The sequence below is a fragment of the Enterobacter sp. MALB-1 genome, from assembly GCF_041021625.1.
In the GTDB taxonomy this organism is placed as follows: Bacteria; Pseudomonadota; Gammaproteobacteria; order Enterobacterales; family Enterobacteriaceae; genus Enterobacter; species Enterobacter oligotrophicus.
Genome location: NZ_JBDPJL010000001.1, coordinates 1,816,801 through 1,831,350, shown reverse-complemented (window position 1 = coordinate 1,831,350; position 14,550 = coordinate 1,816,801). Strand labels below are relative to the sequence as shown.

General features: G+C 52.4%; 16 protein-coding genes and 3 tRNA genes. 5 read left to right on the top strand and 14 right to left on the bottom strand.

The annotated features are described in order from the left end of the window. Positions 1 to 68: 68 nt before the first annotated feature. Genes ABGB15_RS08730 through ABGB15_RS08715 form a run of 4 tightly spaced genes read left to right on the top strand, consistent with a single transcriptional unit; the run spans position 69 to position 3,854 of the window. On the top strand, positions 69 to 983 hold the full coding sequence (locus tag ABGB15_RS08730) for a branched-chain amino acid ABC transporter permease LivH (protein WP_152084390.1): 915 nt from the start codon (positions 69 to 71) through the stop codon (positions 981 to 983). Positions 984 to 994: 11 nt separating this feature from the next. Next, positions 995 to 2,269, top strand: a complete 1,275-nt coding sequence (gene livM, locus ABGB15_RS08725) for a high-affinity branched-chain amino acid ABC transporter permease LivM (RefSeq protein WP_152084391.1) — start codon at positions 995 to 997, stop codon at positions 2,267 to 2,269. Next, the gene (locus tag ABGB15_RS08720) at positions 2,266 to 3,141 is read left to right on the top strand and encodes an ATP-binding cassette domain-containing protein (protein WP_215722255.1); all 876 of its coding nucleotides are present in this window, start codon (positions 2,266 to 2,268) and stop codon (positions 3,139 to 3,141) included. The genes livM and ABGB15_RS08720 overlap by 4 nt, the downstream gene beginning before the upstream one ends. Then, positions 3,138 to 3,854, top strand: coding sequence for an ABC transporter ATP-binding protein (locus ABGB15_RS08715; RefSeq protein ID WP_215722256.1), 717 nt, complete (start codon positions 3,138 to 3,140; stop codon positions 3,852 to 3,854). Before ABGB15_RS08720 ends, ABGB15_RS08715 begins: the two co-directional genes overlap by 4 nt. A 76-nt stretch (positions 3,855 to 3,930) precedes the next feature. Here ABGB15_RS08715 and ABGB15_RS08710 read toward each other — a convergent pair whose 3' ends face one another. The 8 genes from ABGB15_RS08710 to uvrY all read right to left on the bottom strand — a co-directional run bounded on the left by ABGB15_RS08710 (position 3,931) and on the right by uvrY (position 8,871). Next, positions 3,931 to 4,341: a DUF4354 family protein gene (locus ABGB15_RS08710; RefSeq protein WP_215722257.1), complete on the bottom strand. Its 411-nt coding sequence runs from the start codon at positions 4,339 to 4,341 to the stop codon at positions 3,931 to 3,933. A gap of 276 nt (positions 4,342 to 4,617) precedes the next feature. After that, positions 4,618 to 5,085, bottom strand: coding sequence for an Hsp20 family protein (locus ABGB15_RS08705; RefSeq protein ID WP_215722258.1), 468 nt, complete (start codon positions 5,083 to 5,085; stop codon positions 4,618 to 4,620). A 244-nt stretch (positions 5,086 to 5,329) separates the two neighbouring features. Then, positions 5,330 to 5,416, bottom strand: a tRNA-Leu gene (locus ABGB15_RS08700). Positions 5,417 to 5,427: 11 nt separating this feature from the next. Beyond that, positions 5,428 to 5,501, bottom strand: a tRNA-Cys gene (locus ABGB15_RS08695). 51 nt (positions 5,502 to 5,552) lie between these two features. Then, a tRNA-Gly gene (locus ABGB15_RS08690) sits at positions 5,553 to 5,628 on the bottom strand. Positions 5,629 to 5,780: 152 nt separating this feature from the next. Continuing rightward, a complete protein-coding gene (gene pgsA / locus ABGB15_RS08685; protein WP_003859652.1) occupies positions 5,781 to 6,329 on the bottom strand; it encodes a CDP-diacylglycerol--glycerol-3-phosphate 3-phosphatidyltransferase in 549 nt (182 codons plus the stop codon). Between the two features lie 56 nt (positions 6,330 to 6,385). Beyond that, positions 6,386 to 8,218, bottom strand: a complete 1,833-nt coding sequence (gene uvrC / locus ABGB15_RS08680; protein WP_215722259.1) for an excinuclease ABC subunit UvrC — start codon at positions 8,216 to 8,218, stop codon at positions 6,386 to 6,388. Further along, a complete protein-coding gene (uvrY, locus tag ABGB15_RS08675) occupies positions 8,215 to 8,871 on the bottom strand; it encodes a UvrY/SirA/GacA family response regulator transcription factor (protein WP_152081468.1) in 657 nt (218 codons plus the stop codon). The genes uvrC and uvrY overlap by 4 nt, the downstream gene beginning before the upstream one ends. 469 nt (positions 8,872 to 9,340) lie before the next feature. Between uvrY and ABGB15_RS08670 the strand changes: the two genes are divergently transcribed. Beyond that, entirely contained in the window at positions 9,341 to 9,565 is a 225-nt protein-coding gene (locus ABGB15_RS08670; protein ID WP_152081469.1) for a DUF2594 family protein, read from the top strand. Positions 9,566 to 9,629: 64 nt separating this feature from the next. Here the strand turns inward: ABGB15_RS08670 and sdiA are convergent, their stop codons facing one another. The 6 genes from sdiA to fliZ all read right to left on the bottom strand — a co-directional run bounded on the left by sdiA (position 9,630) and on the right by fliZ (position 14,548). Further along, positions 9,630 to 10,352 (bottom strand): transcriptional regulator SdiA, encoded by a 723-nt coding sequence (gene sdiA / locus ABGB15_RS08665; RefSeq protein WP_152084392.1) that lies wholly within the window; start codon positions 10,350 to 10,352, stop codon positions 9,630 to 9,632. A 224-nt stretch (positions 10,353 to 10,576) separates the two neighbouring features. Next, positions 10,577 to 11,329, bottom strand: a complete 753-nt coding sequence (gene tcyN / locus ABGB15_RS08660; protein ID WP_313326356.1) for an L-cystine ABC transporter ATP-binding protein TcyN — start codon at positions 11,327 to 11,329, stop codon at positions 10,577 to 10,579. Continuing rightward, the gene (gene tcyL / locus ABGB15_RS08655) at positions 11,326 to 11,994 is read right to left on the bottom strand and encodes a cystine ABC transporter permease (protein ID WP_013096022.1); all 669 of its coding nucleotides are present in this window, start codon (positions 11,992 to 11,994) and stop codon (positions 11,326 to 11,328) included. The genes tcyN and tcyL overlap by 4 nt, the downstream gene beginning before the upstream one ends. A gap of 21 nt (positions 11,995 to 12,015) precedes the next feature. After that, on the bottom strand, positions 12,016 to 13,002 hold the full coding sequence (gene dcyD / locus ABGB15_RS08650) for a D-cysteine desulfhydrase (RefSeq protein ID WP_152081471.1): 987 nt from the start codon (positions 13,000 to 13,002) through the stop codon (positions 12,016 to 12,018). 107 nt (positions 13,003 to 13,109) lie between these two features. Next, positions 13,110 to 13,910, bottom strand: coding sequence for a cystine ABC transporter substrate-binding protein (gene tcyJ / locus ABGB15_RS08645; protein WP_152081472.1), 801 nt, complete (start codon positions 13,908 to 13,910; stop codon positions 13,110 to 13,112). An 86-nt stretch (positions 13,911 to 13,996) separates the two neighbouring features. Continuing rightward, positions 13,997 to 14,548 (bottom strand): flagella biosynthesis regulatory protein FliZ, encoded by a 552-nt coding sequence (gene fliZ, locus ABGB15_RS08640; RefSeq protein WP_152081473.1) that lies wholly within the window; start codon positions 14,546 to 14,548, stop codon positions 13,997 to 13,999. Positions 14,549 to 14,550: the final 2 nt, after the last annotated feature.

Sequence of the window (14,550 nt, the reverse complement as noted above, 5' to 3'; positions counted from 1 at the left end):
TCGCCTGTCGACGCGTAATAAACATCAGGCTGCGCGCAACGCGCGGCCCAGAACACGAGCGCGCGATGATGAGTACATTCTTTTTGCAACAACTGATCAATGGATTAACGCTGGGTTCCGTATACGGGTTAATCGCCATCGGTTATACGATGGTGTATGGCATCATTGGCATGATCAATTTCGCCCACGGCGAAGTGTATATGATTTCCGCTTATCTCTGTGCCATCGGACTGGCGCTGCTCTCCTTCTTTGGTCTGGAATCCTTTCCCCTGCTGATTCTGGGTACGCTGGTATTTACCGTTGTGGTGACGGGCGTCTATGGCTGGACTATCGAGCGCATCGCCTATAAACCGCTACGCAACTCGACCCGTCTGGCACCGCTGATCTCCGCCATCGGGATGTCGCTCATCCTGCAAAACTACGCCCAGCTCAGCCAGGGCCCGCGTCAGCAGGGCGTTCCAACCATGCTGGACGGCGTATTCCGCCTCCATCTCGGGGAGGGTTTTGTCCAGATAACCTACACCAAAGTGTTTATTCTTCTCGCCTCGTTCGCAGGGATGCTGCTGTTGACCTGGATAATCAGCCATACCCGGCTGGGACGTATGTGCCGCGCGGTGCAGCAGGATCGCAAAATGGCATCCATTCTGGGAATTAATACTGACAGAATCATTTCGCTGGTGTTTGTTATCGGCGCAGCGATGGCCGGTCTGGCAGGCGTATTGATCACCATGAATTACGGCACCTTCGATTTCTACGTCGGGTTTGTCATCGGTATTAAGGCGTTTACGGCGGCGGTGCTGGGGGGCATTGGCTCTCTGCCGGGTGCCATGCTCGGCGGGTTGATACTCGGCGTGGCCGAAGCGCAATTCTCCGGGATGGTGAACTCAGATTATAAAGACGTGTTCTCGTTTGGCTTACTGGTCATGATCCTGATTTTCCGTCCTCAGGGGCTGCTTGGCCGCCCTGTCGTGGCCAAAGTGTAAAGGTGAAAACAATGATATCTGCCGGGTTTTCCCTTAAGCGCTGCATTCTGGATGCCGTTTTTTCCGGACTGGTGGCTCTGATTATTTTTGGCCCCATCGCGGGCGTAGTGCTGGACGGGTACAGCTTTAACTTCGAAGGTCGGCGGCTGGCATGGATCATCGCCATCGTTATGCTGGGGCGTTTTCTGCTGAGTGCGTTTTTAGGGACGGCTTACGGACGGCGTTTTCAGGCGCGTTTTGAGGCGGACAGCGCTGGCGTTTATGTCCGCCCTCCTGAATATAAGAGCCGTATGCGCTGGATTATTCCCCTGATTATTGCTCTTGCGATCTGCTTCCCGTTTGTTGCCACCAAATACGTGCTGACCGTTGCCATTCTTGGGCTGATCTACGTGTTGCTCGGGCTCGGGCTGAACATCGTGGTCGGTCTTGCCGGGCTGCTGGATCTGGGCTATGTCGCTTTTTACGCCATCGGTGCGTATGGCCTGGCGCTCGGATACCAGTATCTGGGGCTCGGATTCTGGAGCATGCTACCGCTGGCGGCAATCATGGCCGCTGCCGCCGGTGCCCTGCTCGGCTTCCCGGTGCTACGTATGCACGGGGATTATCTGGCTATTGTGACGCTCGGGTTCGGGGAGATCATCCGCCTGGTCCTGAACAACTGGCTCTCTTTCACCGGCGGGCCGAACGGCGTTTCTGCCCCGCCTCCTACCTTTTTCGGCCTTGAATTTGGCCGACGGGCAAAAGAAGGCGGCGTACCGTTCCACGAGTTTTTCGGCCTGACCTATAACCCGAACATGAAGTTTATCTTTATCTACGCAGTGCTGTTTCTGGTGGTGTTGCTGGTGCTTTACATCAAGCACCGCCTGACGCGAATGCCGATTGGCCGGGCGTGGGAAGCGCTGCGCGAAGACGAAATCGCCTGCCGCTCGATGGGGCTGAACCATGTGCTGGTCAAGCTCTCGGCCTTTACGCTGGGTGCTTCGACGGCAGGCATTGCCGGAGTGTTCTTTGCTACGTATCAGGGATTTGTGAACCCGACGTCATTCACTTTTTTTGAATCGGCACTCATTCTCGCGATTGTGGTGTTGGGAGGTATGGGCTCCACTGTGGGCGTGGTTCTGGCCGCCTTCGTGCTCACCGTCACCCCGGAGCTGTTACGCAGCTTTGCGGAGTACCGGGTATTGCTGTTTGGCATGCTGATGGTGGTAATGATGATCTGGCGGCCTCGCGGCCTGATCCGCATTAACCGCAGCGGTTTCGCCGTGCGTAAGGGAGTCGCGCCATGAACGGGACGATATTACGCGTTGAACATCTGATGATGCACTTTGGCGGGATTAAGGCGTTAAACGACGTCAACCTTGACGTGCAACGCGGATCGATTACCGCCCTGATCGGGCCGAACGGCGCGGGGAAAACAACGGTATTTAACTGCCTGACCGGATTTTACAGGGCATCCGGCGGCAGCATTCTGTTCAATACGCGCCACAAAACCACCAACGTCATTCAGGTGCTCGGGCAGAAGTTCCAGCCAGGTGACTGGGTCAACCCGGCGCAGCTGGGGCAACGTCTTTTCTATAAAATGTTTGGCGGGACTCATCTGGTTAACCGCGCCGGTCTTGCGCGCACTTTCCAGAACATCCGTCTGTTTCGCGAAATGTCGGTCATTGAAAACCTGCTGGTTGCACAGCATATGCGCGTCAACCGCAATCTGCTCGCGGGCGTGCTAAACACACCCGCTTACCGTCGCGCAGAAAGTGACGCACTGGACAGGGCCTTTTACTGGCTGGAAGTGGTTGACCTGGTGGATTGCGCGAATCGTCTGGCGGGCGAGATGTCCTACGGGCAACAGCGACGGCTCGAAATTGCGCGCGCAATGTGCACCGGCCCGGAGATGATCTGCCTGGATGAACCCGCCGCGGGCCTGAACCCGGTGGAAACGCACAAGCTGAGTAACATTATTCGTTTTCTGCGCGATCACCATAACATGACGGTCTTACTGATTGAGCATGATATGGGAATGGTAATGGGGATTTCAGACGACATTATTGTGCTCGACCATGGCGACGTGATTGCTCAGGGAAAACCAGAGCAGATCCAGCATGATGAAAAAGTGATTGCCGCCTATCTGGGCACCGAAGAAAGCGAGGTCAACCTGTGAGCGAACCGATGCTGGCGTTTCGTGACGTCGACGTTTTTTATGGCGTGATCCAGGCGCTAAAACAGGTTTCCCTTGAGGTCAATAAAGGCGAAACCGTGGCGCTGATTGGTGCCAATGGCGCGGGTAAATCGACGCTGCTGATGTCAATCTTCGGGCAGCCGCGTATTCGCAACGGTCAGATTTTCTTTTGTGGGGAGGATATTAGCCATCAATCCACCCACTATGTCGCCTCCGGCGGTATCGCCCAGGCACCTGAAGGACGGCGTATCTTTCCGGATATGACGGTTGAAGAGAACCTGCTGATGGGGACAATCCCCATCGGCAGTCAGTATGCGGCGGAAGATATGCAAAGCATGTTCGATCTGTTTCCACGCCTGAAAGAACGGCGTAAACAGCGCGCCATGACCATGTCTGGCGGAGAGCAGCAGATGCTGGCTATCGCCCGCGCATTAATGAGCCGACCAAAGCTCCTGTTGCTGGATGAACCCAGCCTGGGGCTGGCACCGATTGTGGTGAAACAGATCTTCCATACACTGCGCGAGCTGGCCCGGAATGGCATGACGATATTTTTGGTAGAGCAGAATGCACACCATGCGCTGAAGCTCTCTGACCGAGGGTATGTGATGGTCAACGGGCAAATACGGCTGAGCGGCAGCGGTGAAGAACTGCTGGGAAATCAGGAAGTGAGGAAGGCGTATCTGGGTGGTGTGTGAAGAATCCGTGCAATGACGCCTGGATTGAGCGCGACAAAACCCGCCTGAGCGGGTTGTTTGATAATCCATGTCCGTATTACTTTGGTTTCTGCGGCAGATTAGGACATTCTTTTGACCATTTTACAAATTTAGCGTTGTAAACGGCGTCATCGTCACTGACGAAAGAGGCATGACCAACTTTTGCCGCGCCATCTTTTAATGTCCCTAACAGATCTAACTGCACCGTGCGTTCATCGAACTCTTTACCTTTCTCATCGAACGCCCTGTAACACCCAACAAAACCTGTAAGCTCAATTGGCGCATCAACCTTACTCGAAACGACAAGGTTGAAGGTTTTCTCATATTTAGGTTGCCCCTCAATAACCACCGTCCCTTCGGATTCAGGGATTGCCTGGATAACAAGTTTGTTGTGCAGATCCTCTGCGGCCAATGTAGAAAATGAGACAAGAACGAATGAAGAAAGAACGAGAGCGTTAACTCTTTTCATAACAACCTCCTTTATAAACCTCTGAAGGTTATATCCCATAAAGATGACTCCACCAAATTTAAACATAAACCTGGAGTAAACGAACGTAAAACAATCATTCAGCATCATCCCGTAACGGGACAGGCCACGCACATGAAATAATTCCTGACCATTCCGCCACCGAACTGACATGTTTTGCCCAAAAAAAAGACCTGCGCAGGCAGGTCAAAATATGAAGTGCATAACTGTTTGTTATTCTGAAATAAAGTGTGTGACGTGCGCTGAGCACTCACCCGATTATGATTTATGTTCTATCACTTTCTGGTTATTCTCTATCGCTATTTTTTTAGGTTTTTCACTTTCCGGGATCTCCTGGTAAATATCGACCTGCAGCAGACCATTCTCCAGCCTTGCACCATTCACTTTGGTGTGCTCAGGTAATGAAAAGCTCAACTGGAAATCCGCACGTCGAATACCACGATATATCCAGTTTTCGTTTTCTTCTGTCGATTCTTCGGCCCGCTTACCAGAAACAGTCAAATTTCCCCCCACGGTTTCAATTTCAAGCTCGTCTTCCTTCCAGCCTGGAACGCTTACCGTAAGTTGATAGCGATTCGAATCCTGTTTCCTGAGATCGTATGCAGGCGAAGCAGAGACAGGGGTGTCACCTGTTAGCTGACTAAACAATCTGTCGATTCTGTTGAATCGGTCTGAGAAAATAGAATCAGCAAATACCGGGAGTGCTGACAAGGTTCTGAGTGCCATAATTAACCTCCTGAATTCCTGTTCAAAAGCTCAACATAGAGGCAAGCATTGCTTGTCCGATAAATAAAATAATTCCACTCACACCGTTTTCAAGCCCTGCCAGGAAATTTTTTTTAGCCCGTCAGGGTATGGCGCAGTTGGAGGAGATTCATTTTCGGAGAGGTGAATTTCAGGCAATAAAAAAACCACCCGTAGGTGGTTTACACGACACTGCTTATTGCTTTGATTATTCTTTGTTTTCCCATGGTAGCCGGAGTGGGACTTGAACCCACACAGCGCGAACGCCGAGGGATTTTAAATCCCTTGTGTCTACCGATTCCACCATCCGGCCAGGGAAGAAAGTGGAGGCGCGTTCCGGAGTCGAACCGGACTAGACGGATTTGCAATCCGCTACATAACCGCTTTGCTAACGCGCCTTAAATCTGTTGTCTTTCGACTTACACCCGCGATTGCCGATGTATTTAATCTGGAGCGGGAAACGAGACTCGAACTCGCGACCCCGACCTTGGCAAGGTCGTGCTCTACCAACTGAGCTATTCCCGCATGTTATCAAGTTAACATCTAACCACTTGATTTCATTATCGTCCGGCTAACTGTGCCGCCGTTCGATGCGTTGCATTCTACTGATATGACGTTTTGAGTCAACGTTATTTTTTACATCCCTGGATCGTTTGCTGAAAATTACGTCGAAACGATCACTGTTCAAGCAAATCTCCGCGAGCAGCGTTTAAATACTGCAGCATTGACCACAGCGTCAGCACCGCGGCAACCCACAGCAGGCCAATCCCTGCCCATTCAACCCACGCGTTCGGACGCCACAGCATCCAGACCAGCGCCGCCATTTGCGCAGTGGTTTTCACTTTGCCGATCCACGATACCGCCACGCTGCTGCGTTTACCCAGCTCCGCCATCCACTCACGCAGGGCAGAGATAATGATCTCACGACCAATCATCGTTGCCGCAGGCAGCGTTACCCACCAGGTATGATAGTGCTCAGCAACCAGCACCATCGCGATCGCCACCATCACTTTATCGGCAACCGGATCGAGGAACGCGCCAAAGCGGGTACTTTGATTCCAGCGACGTGCCAGATAGCCGTCAAACCAGTCCGTAACGGCGGCAATCAGGAAAATCAGCGCACAGGCGAAAGGAGCCCAGACAACCGGCAGGTAAAATGCCAGTACAAAGAACGGGATAAGCACGACGCGAAAGAGAGTGAGCAACGTAGGGATATTAAATCGCATAATGACGGTAACTGTCTGTTGTCAGTAAAATTTAGCTCTATGTTGCTACAGAGCCCTCAATGTTTCAACGAGTAGTAGATCTTTTCTGCCAGCCCTTGCGAAATACCCGGCACTTTTGCAATTTCCTCCATGCTGGCATTGAGTAATCCTTGCAATCCGCCCATATACTTCAGCAGCATTTGCCGACGCTTTGGCCCAACGCCTTCGATGGTCTCAAGTGTACTGGTATTTTTGACTTTCGCCCGTTTCTTACGATGGCCGCTGATCGCATGATCGTGCGATTCATCGCGGATATGCTGGATCACATGCAGCGCAGGGGAATCCGGCGGCAGGCTAAAGCCCTCACCTTCCGGTTCGAAAAACAGCGTTTCCAGTCCTGCTTTACGATCCGCCCCTTTCGCCACACCGAGCAGTAACGGATGGTTTTTGTCCCACTCAACGTCAAGAGATGCAAATACTGCCTTCGCCTGGCCAAGCTGCCCTTTGCCACCGTCGATCAGGATGACGTCAGGAATTTTGCTCTCTTCAATCGCTTTGCCATAGCGACGGCGCAAAACCTGGTTCATCGCCGCATAGTCATCACCTGGCGTGATCCCGGTGATGTTGTAGCGACGGTACTCCGCCCGCAACGGCCCGTTGGCATCAAATACCACGCACGACGCCACAGTCTGCTCACCCATCGTATGGCTGATATCGAAACACTCCATACGTTTGACTTCCGGCAGCTTCAGCAGGGTTGCCAGAGCGGTTAAACGCTGGTGGACCGTCGACTGCTGCGAAAGTTTAGTGGTCAGCGCCGTGGCCGCGTTGGTACGCGCCAGTTTAAGGTAGCGCGCGCGATCCCCACGCGGTTTGGTCTGCACATTGACGCGACGGCCAGCCAGCTCTGAAAGGGAATCTGCCAGCAGGGTTTTGTCATCAAGACTGAAATCGAGCAGGATCTCCGATGGCAGCGTGCGCATCTGGCTCCCCTGCAGGTAAAACTGCCCGACAAAGGTTTCGACCACTTCACCCAGTTCTGTACCACCAGGCACTTTCGGGAAGTAACTACGGCTGCCGAGCACTTTCCCCTGGCGGATAAACAGCACGTGAACACAGGCCATACCGGCGTCAAACGAAACGCCGATAACATCCAGATCGTCACCCGTATTGGAGACAAACTGCTTCTCGGTGACCCTGCGCACCGCCTGGATTTGGTCGCGAATGCGCGCAGCCTCTTCGAACTCCAGCGCAGCGCTGGCTTTTTCCATGCGGGCAATCAGCTGGGTAAGGACCTGATCGTCTTTACCGGCTAAAAACAGGCGCACATATTCTACCTGTTGGGCATACTCATCTTCACTCACCAGCCCGGCAACGCAAGGCCCGAGGCAGCGACCAATCTGGTACTGCAGACACGGACGCGAGCGGTTCCGGTAGACGCTGTTCTCGCACTGGCGAATGGGGAAGATTTTTTGCAGCAGCGCCAGCGTTTCCCGCACGGCATATCCGTTCGGGAAGGGACCGAAATATTCACCCTTCGCATGTTTGGCACCACGGTGCATGGCCAGACGCGGATGGGTATCGCCGCTCAGGAAAATAAAGGGATAGGATTTGTCATCACGCAGCAGTACGTTGTAGCGCGGCTGATAGAGCTTAATGTAGTTGTGTTCAAGCAGCAGCGCTTCCGTCTCGGTGTGCGTCACGGTAACATCAATATTTTGTATCAATGCGACCAGCGCTTCGGTCTTACGGGAGGCCAGATTGCTGCGGAAATAGCTGGAAAGGCGTTTTTTGAGATCTTTTGCCTTACCCACATAGATAACCGTACCGCCAGCGTCATACATGCGATAGACGCCTGGCTGGCTGGTCACGGTTTTCAGAAATGCTTTTGAATCGAACGCTTCACTCACTGACTTATCAACGACTCCGCATTACACAGACCATGACGAATAGCCAGGTGAGTCAGCTCGACATCACCGTGAATGTTTAATTTACTGAACATCCGATAGCGGTAGCTGTTAACCGTTTTCGGGCTGAGATTCAGCTGTTCAGAGATCTCATTCACTTTCTGACCTTTAGTGATCATCAGCATAATCTGCAATTCGCGCTCAGACAAACTGGCAAACGGCGACTCCGTTTTCTCCGGCTCAATCTGACTCAACGCCATTTGTTGGGCAATGTCAGAGGCAATATAGCGCTGCCCGGCATATACACAACGGATGGCATTGACAACTTCCTGCGGGGCGGCCCCTTTACTCAGATACCCGGCCGCGCCTGCCTGCATCACTTTCGCGGGCAGAGGATTTTCGGTATGTACGGTCAGCATGATGACTTTGGTATCAACAAACGTGCGGGCGATTTTACGTGTTGCTTCAAGCCCGCCAATGCCGGGCATGTTCATATCCATCAACACGACGTCTGCTGAGTTGGCACGACACCATTTAACAGCATCTTCGCCACAGCATGCTTCACCAGCAACTTTGATACCCTTTATATCTTCAAGAATGCGTCGTATCCCTGCGCGCACCAGTTCGTGGTCATCAACAAGAAGGACGTTGATCAAAGGAAATGTCTCCAGAATAGGGATAACGCTACTGACTGCTAATTACGTTTATATTAACGGTTTTCCTCGCAAGATTAAAACGCTAAAAAACCCGCGCTTCGATTTTGCTCTCGTTTTTGGAAATTAGCCTGTACAGACAGTGGAAAGGAAAACCCGCGCGGCCAGAGCCTTAGCGGCTATTTTTAAGCATCTGTATTCAAAAAGTTACAAAAAATACGCATTGAAGCCTCACATCAAAACAGCTTTCAACTTTTTGTAACAACAATTAACGGCAAGCGAACCGGTGATAAACAATTAATTGCAGATGACATGCGGTAAAGATTACCCCCGAACATTGTTTACGCAAATAAACAAAATGCAGAAAAGTACAAAAAACAACCACTGCTTTTTTTGCCCCAGGTTGTGGTATACTCCGCCGCCTTAACTTTCATCGTCGCGCTCGAGCGCTGTTTTATAATGAGGAAAATAAATGAGCACACCTGAATTCGCCACTGCGGAGAATAACCAAGAGCTGGCACAGGAAGTAAACTGCCTGAAATCGCTGCTGACACTCATGCTGCAGGCAATGGGCCAGGCCGACGCCGGACGTGTGATCATTAAAATGGAAAAACAGATCGCGCAGATGGAAGATGAAGCGGAGTCCGCGGTATTTGCTAATACTGTTAAGCAAATTAAACAGGCTTACCGTCAGTAAAAAAAACGGCTGGATGCAATGCATTCAGCCGTTGTCTTGTCTGACACGCAGAACGTTGGGTTGATCAGATAAGCCCCGTCGCCGCGGCATAACATGCGATCTGCGTCTTGTTCGGTGCATTGAATTTCTTCTGCATATTCTTCTGATGGAAGTTAACGGTATTCTCTGAAATCGAGAGAATGATGGCTATTTCCGCTGACGTTTTCCCTTCCGCCGTCCACTTTAAAATTTCCCGCTCACGCTTGCTGAATTTCATTTCAGGCGGCATCACCATCTCGTGTTCAAAACGGAGCAGAGAGGTCAATGCCATTTGCACCAGCATTTGCAAACGCAACTCAATTTCTTCGCTACGGGTCATACTGACCTGCGCACCATCTCGCGAGACGGAAAGAAAACCGAGCGCGTGATTGGGTAACATCAGATACTGCGTTATTCCCGAACGCAAACCGTGGTCGCGCGCGCCATCCCATAATTCCTGCGCATCAGCGAATAATTCATCTGTCCAGGGTAAATGCCCCTGAATGAAATTCTCAGGCTTGAGCACCGGATCGATAGCGAAATAATTCTCTGACTGATATTGCGCCATCCACTGCTGCGGATAGGTGGAATGTACTGCTATTTTAGGGCGCGTAAAAGGTACAGGATGACGAACGCAGAGTGCGAAATAATCGAATTCGAGTGCCTGCGTTTGTCGCTGAAGTTCCTGATATACCTCGTCGGCACAGGTCAATTCCTGAAACCGGAGGAAGCATTCCCGCCGCCATGTGAAAAAGTCTGAATCCCTCATACTGACTGAATGAAGCCCCTGATAAAGATAATCATTATTATGGTGAATATAACGTAACACATAAAACTTATTTATTAATACAAAATATCGGCCGCAAACCCATTATCTTCAGTTTAAAAATGAGTTAGCCAGAATGAACCGAATAAAAGGAACAGCGAAAGGGACTTCAGGGGAGGATAATTTGCTCCAGCGGGATAATCTGGAGCAAATTTAGCGCATAAATGCTACTGCATAAGGAATTTTTCAAGGAACTGCCGGGTTCGCGGATGCTGCGGATTCGCAAACAGGCTTTTCGCGGGCCCCTGCTCCACAATTTTCCCCTGATCCATAAAAATAGCCCGGTCAGCCACATCGCGGGCAAAACTCATTTCATGGGTCACAATCACCATCGTGCGCTTCTCTTGCGCCAGCTGGCGAATGGTATTCAGTACCTCACCCACCAGTTCTGGATCGAGCGCGGATGTCGGTTCATCGAACAGGATCACATCCGGACGCATTGCCAGCGCACGCGCAATCGCCACGCGCTGCTGCTGGCCGCCCGACAGACGGCGCGGGTAGCTGGTCTCCTTGCCCGCCAGCCCGACCTTTGCCAGCAATTCCCGTGCGCGAACCGTCGCCTCTTCCTTCGGTTCGCCTTTCACAATAACCGGGCCTTCAATAATGTTTTCCAGCACCGTCCGGTGCGGGAAAAGATTGAAACTCTGGAAAACGAAGCCAACATGCTGGCGCAGACGGCGGATCAACCCTTTCTGCTGGCTAATGGATTTGCCGGTATCAATGGTGATATCCCCTACCCGGATCGTCCCGCCTTCAGGCTGTTCGAGCAGGTTAATGCTGCGCAGCAGCGTGGTTTTACCGGAACCGCTTGGCCCGATAATCGCCACTACCTCACCCTGCTCCACTTCCAGATCGATACCGTGGAGCACCGTTTGCCCGTGGAATTTTTTCACCAGGTTTTTGACGTCGATTGCACTCATTTCGGATCACGCTCCTGGCGGTTAAGCTGGTTTTCAAAATAGTTCTGCAGCGCGGAAAGCACCGTCGCCATGACCCAGTAAATCAGCGAGGCCGCCAGATACATGGTGAACACTTCCAGTGTACGCGAGGTGATCAGCTGCGCCTGACGGAACAGCTCTGGCACCTGAATGGTTGCCGCCAGCGACGTATCTTTCACCAGGCTAATAAAGCTGTTGCTCAGCGGAGGCAACGCCACGCGCGCGGCCTGCGGCAGGATTGCCCGGCGCAGAGTCTGCCACGGCGTCATACCGATACTGGCGGCGGCTTCCCACTGGCCTTTATCAATGGAGGAGATTGCCGCACGCAGGGTTTCCGAGGTGTACGCCGCGGTGTTCAGCGACAGGCCAATCATCGCCGCCGGGATCGGATCAAGCTCGATACCGAATTGCGGCAGACCGTAGTAAATCATAAACAGCTGAGCAATAAGCGGCGTTCCGCGAAACACGGAAATATAGAACCGCGCCAGCCAACGCACCGGCCAGACGGGCGACATGCGCATCAACGCCAGCACAAACCCGAGCACCAGCCCGAAGAACATCCCGCCAATACTGAGCTGTAACGTAAACACCGCCCCCTTCAGCAGGAACGGCAACGAATCAATAACCAGTTGAATACTTTCTTGCATTATTATTTTTCGACCTGATTTTTAGACATGCGGATGATAGGCGAACAGCGCAGGTGCTCCGCCGGTGTGAACAAACAAAATCGGACCTTCATCCTTAAAGCGTTTCTGCGCAATGCCGTCGATAAGCCCCGCCATTGCCTTACCGGTATAAACCGGATCGAGCAGGATACCTTCAAGGCGCGCCAGCAGCTTCACTGCGTCCATCCCTTCGTCGTTTGGCGTACCGTAGCCAGGCGCAAAGTAGTCATCCCACAGCACAATCTCCGCTTTCGCCTGCAGCTCCAGTTGCTCTGCCACCGCCTGCTGTAAGGTCACCACTTTTGGCTTTTGATCCGCAACGCTACGGGACACGGTGACGCCAATCAGCTCAACGTCCGGCATCAGCTGCTCCAGGCCGACCGCCAGCCCGGCGTGGGTGCCTGCACTTCCGGACGCCACCACCACCGAAGATAAACTCACCGCCCCTTCACACTGCTGGGCAATTTCCAGCGCACTTTCGACATAGCCCAACGCCCCCAGTGCGTTCGAGCCGCCGACAGGTATGACATAGGGACGAAATCCCTGCGCTTCCAGACGCGTGGCCAGCTCGTCGAGCTGTGCGGTTGGATCGGTCAGCGCGTCGACCATTTCGACCTGCACGTTAAACAGATCCAGCAGCAGGCGGTTACCGTTGGTCAGGTAGTTTTCTGCTCGCGTGCCGATGGGGTTTTCCAGCAGCGCCACACAGTGGAGCCCAAGTTTTGCCGCGACTGCCGCCGTCTGACGAACGTGGTTGGACTGAATGGCCCCTGCGGTAATCAGCGTATCCGCACCTTCACGCAGTGCGTCAGCCGCCAGAAACTCCAGCTTACGCAGCTTGTTGCCGCCCATCGCCATTGGCGTCACGTCGTCACGCTTAATAAAAATATCGCGTCCTAAATAGTCGGAAAATCGCGGCAGATACTCCAGCGGCGTGGGTGCGCCGATAAACTCCAGGCGGGGAAAGCGCGTTAAATTCTGCAGTGACATGAAACCTCCGGTAACTCTGTAAATAGGCACTTTTTTTATTATGCACGTAGTCGTGCCAGAAATAAAAAAGGCGCTTTTAAAAGCGCCTTTTTTTTACCATCAAAGACTTATTTGGTGACGTCTGCTCCGAACCACTTCTCAGACAATGCCTTGAGGCTACCATCTTTCTGCATGTCCGCAATGGCACCATCAATGGCTTTCACCAGATCGTCGTTACCTTTACGGATGGCAACACCGGCTTCCTGACGAGAGAACGCATCACCGGCAACCGCCAGCGTGTTGTTGGTTTTCTTCACCAGATCCAGTGCCGCCAGGCGGTCAACCAGAATGGCATCAATACGGCCAACGCGCAGATCCTGATATTTGGTCGGGTCATCATCATAGGTGCGGATATCCACGCCCTGCACATTCTGGCGCAGCCACTCTTCATAGTTCGTGCCCAGACCCACGCCGACTTTCTTGCCTTTCAGATCAGCCGCTGATTTGATGGAGCCTTCGTTCCCTTTCTTCACCAGCGCCTGAATACCGGACACGGTGTACGGCGTGGAGAAGTCATACTTCTTCTTACGCTCGTCAGAAATGGTTACCTGGTTAATCACCACATCGATACGTTTAGAGTCCAGCGACGCCAGCATACCGTCCCATTTGGTCGGCTTCAGGGACGCTTTCACGCCCAGATGTTTCGCCAGCTCTTCCGCAAACTCCACTTCAAACCCGGTCAGTTTACCGTCATCGCCCTGGAAGCTGAACGGAGGATAGGTTCCTTCCAGCCCAACCAACAGCGTGCCGCGCTCTTTCACTTTATTCAGCAGATTTTCTGCCGCGAACGTTTTCACGCTCATACCCGCGACCAGCGCAACGGCCATCACCCCCATCAGCGCCTGACGACCCAGAAGTGCTAATTTCATATATACCCCGATACAGTGGAATTTTTGAGTAGTGTAGAGATTTCACCTGTAACGTCAAAGGCGACTCCGCTACATCTTATTCATTTTTAATATATATCAGAAGTTGTCCCGGTGTGGACTTTCTGCTTTACCGCACCCGGCATTTGGACCTTATATTGTGCATACTTGCGCAGCGCAATTCGGTAATTGTTGGTGCTGGTTGCAGGCAACCACGGCTCCAGATTTTCATCCAGATACCCGGTTTTAAGCAGATCGCGAGAAATGTTTTGCACGGTCAGATGCTGGCCGAGACGACGCAGGCGAACCACATATTCGCGCACGGTGCCGTGGCTCATCTCCGTTTGTTCAAACAGGAATTGTTTAAAGCCGATAATGTCAAAGAAGTCGCTTTGCTCTTTGCAGTGGAGATCGCCACAGAAACGGCAAAGCGCTACCCACTCTTTTTGCTCTTCGAGCCACGCAGCCTCATCCATCAACGTGTCGAGACGCGAAATCGCAATCTTATTCACGATTTCGCCACGACGAACCAGCGTGATACGGTCGAGTAATTTATTACAGTGGGCGCAATGCGTCTGGCTGTGTTTAAAGTCTTTCAGGTAGCGGCTTAAAGGCCGTCTTTTAGATTGCTGCACCGTCATGA

What these genes read in the sequence shown, in the direction of transcription:
- ABGB15_RS08730 (WP_152084390.1), top strand. Translation starts at nt 69, where the DNA reads ATGAGTACATTCTTTTTGCAACAACTGATCAATGGATTAACGCTGGGT.
- livM (WP_152084391.1), top strand. Translation starts at nt 995, where the DNA reads ATGATATCTGCCGGGTTTTCCCTTAAGCGCTGCATTCTGGATGCCGTT.
- ABGB15_RS08720 (WP_215722255.1), top strand. Translation starts at nt 2,266, where the DNA reads ATGAACGGGACGATATTACGCGTTGAACATCTGATGATGCACTTTGGC.
- ABGB15_RS08710 (WP_215722257.1), bottom strand. Translation starts at nt 4,341, where the DNA reads ATGAAAAGAGTTAACGCTCTCGTTCTTTCTTCATTCGTTCTTGTCTCA.
- ABGB15_RS08705 (WP_215722258.1), bottom strand. Translation starts at nt 5,085, where the DNA reads ATGGCACTCAGAACCTTGTCAGCACTCCCGGTATTTGCTGATTCTATT.
- pgsA (WP_003859652.1), bottom strand. Translation starts at nt 6,329, where the DNA reads ATGCGATTTAATATCCCTACGTTGCTCACTCTCTTTCGCGTCGTGCTT.
- ABGB15_RS08670 (WP_152081469.1), top strand. Translation starts at nt 9,341, where the DNA reads ATGAGCACACCTGAATTCGCCACTGCGGAGAATAACCAAGAGCTGGCA.
- sdiA (WP_152084392.1), bottom strand. Translation starts at nt 10,352, where the DNA reads ATGAGGGATTCAGACTTTTTCACATGGCGGCGGGAATGCTTCCTCCGG.
- tcyN (WP_313326356.1), bottom strand. Translation starts at nt 11,329, where the DNA reads ATGAGTGCAATCGACGTCAAAAACCTGGTGAAAAAATTCCACGGGCAA.
- tcyL (WP_013096022.1), bottom strand. Translation starts at nt 11,994, where the DNA reads ATGCAAGAAAGTATTCAACTGGTTATTGATTCGTTGCCGTTCCTGCTG.
- dcyD (WP_152081471.1), bottom strand. Translation starts at nt 13,002, where the DNA reads ATGTCACTGCAGAATTTAACGCGCTTTCCCCGCCTGGAGTTTATCGGC.
- tcyJ (WP_152081472.1), bottom strand. Translation starts at nt 13,910, where the DNA reads ATGAAATTAGCACTTCTGGGTCGTCAGGCGCTGATGGGGGTGATGGCC.
- fliZ (WP_152081473.1), bottom strand. Translation starts at nt 14,548, where the DNA reads ATGACGGTGCAGCAATCTAAAAGACGGCCTTTAAGCCGCTACCTGAAA.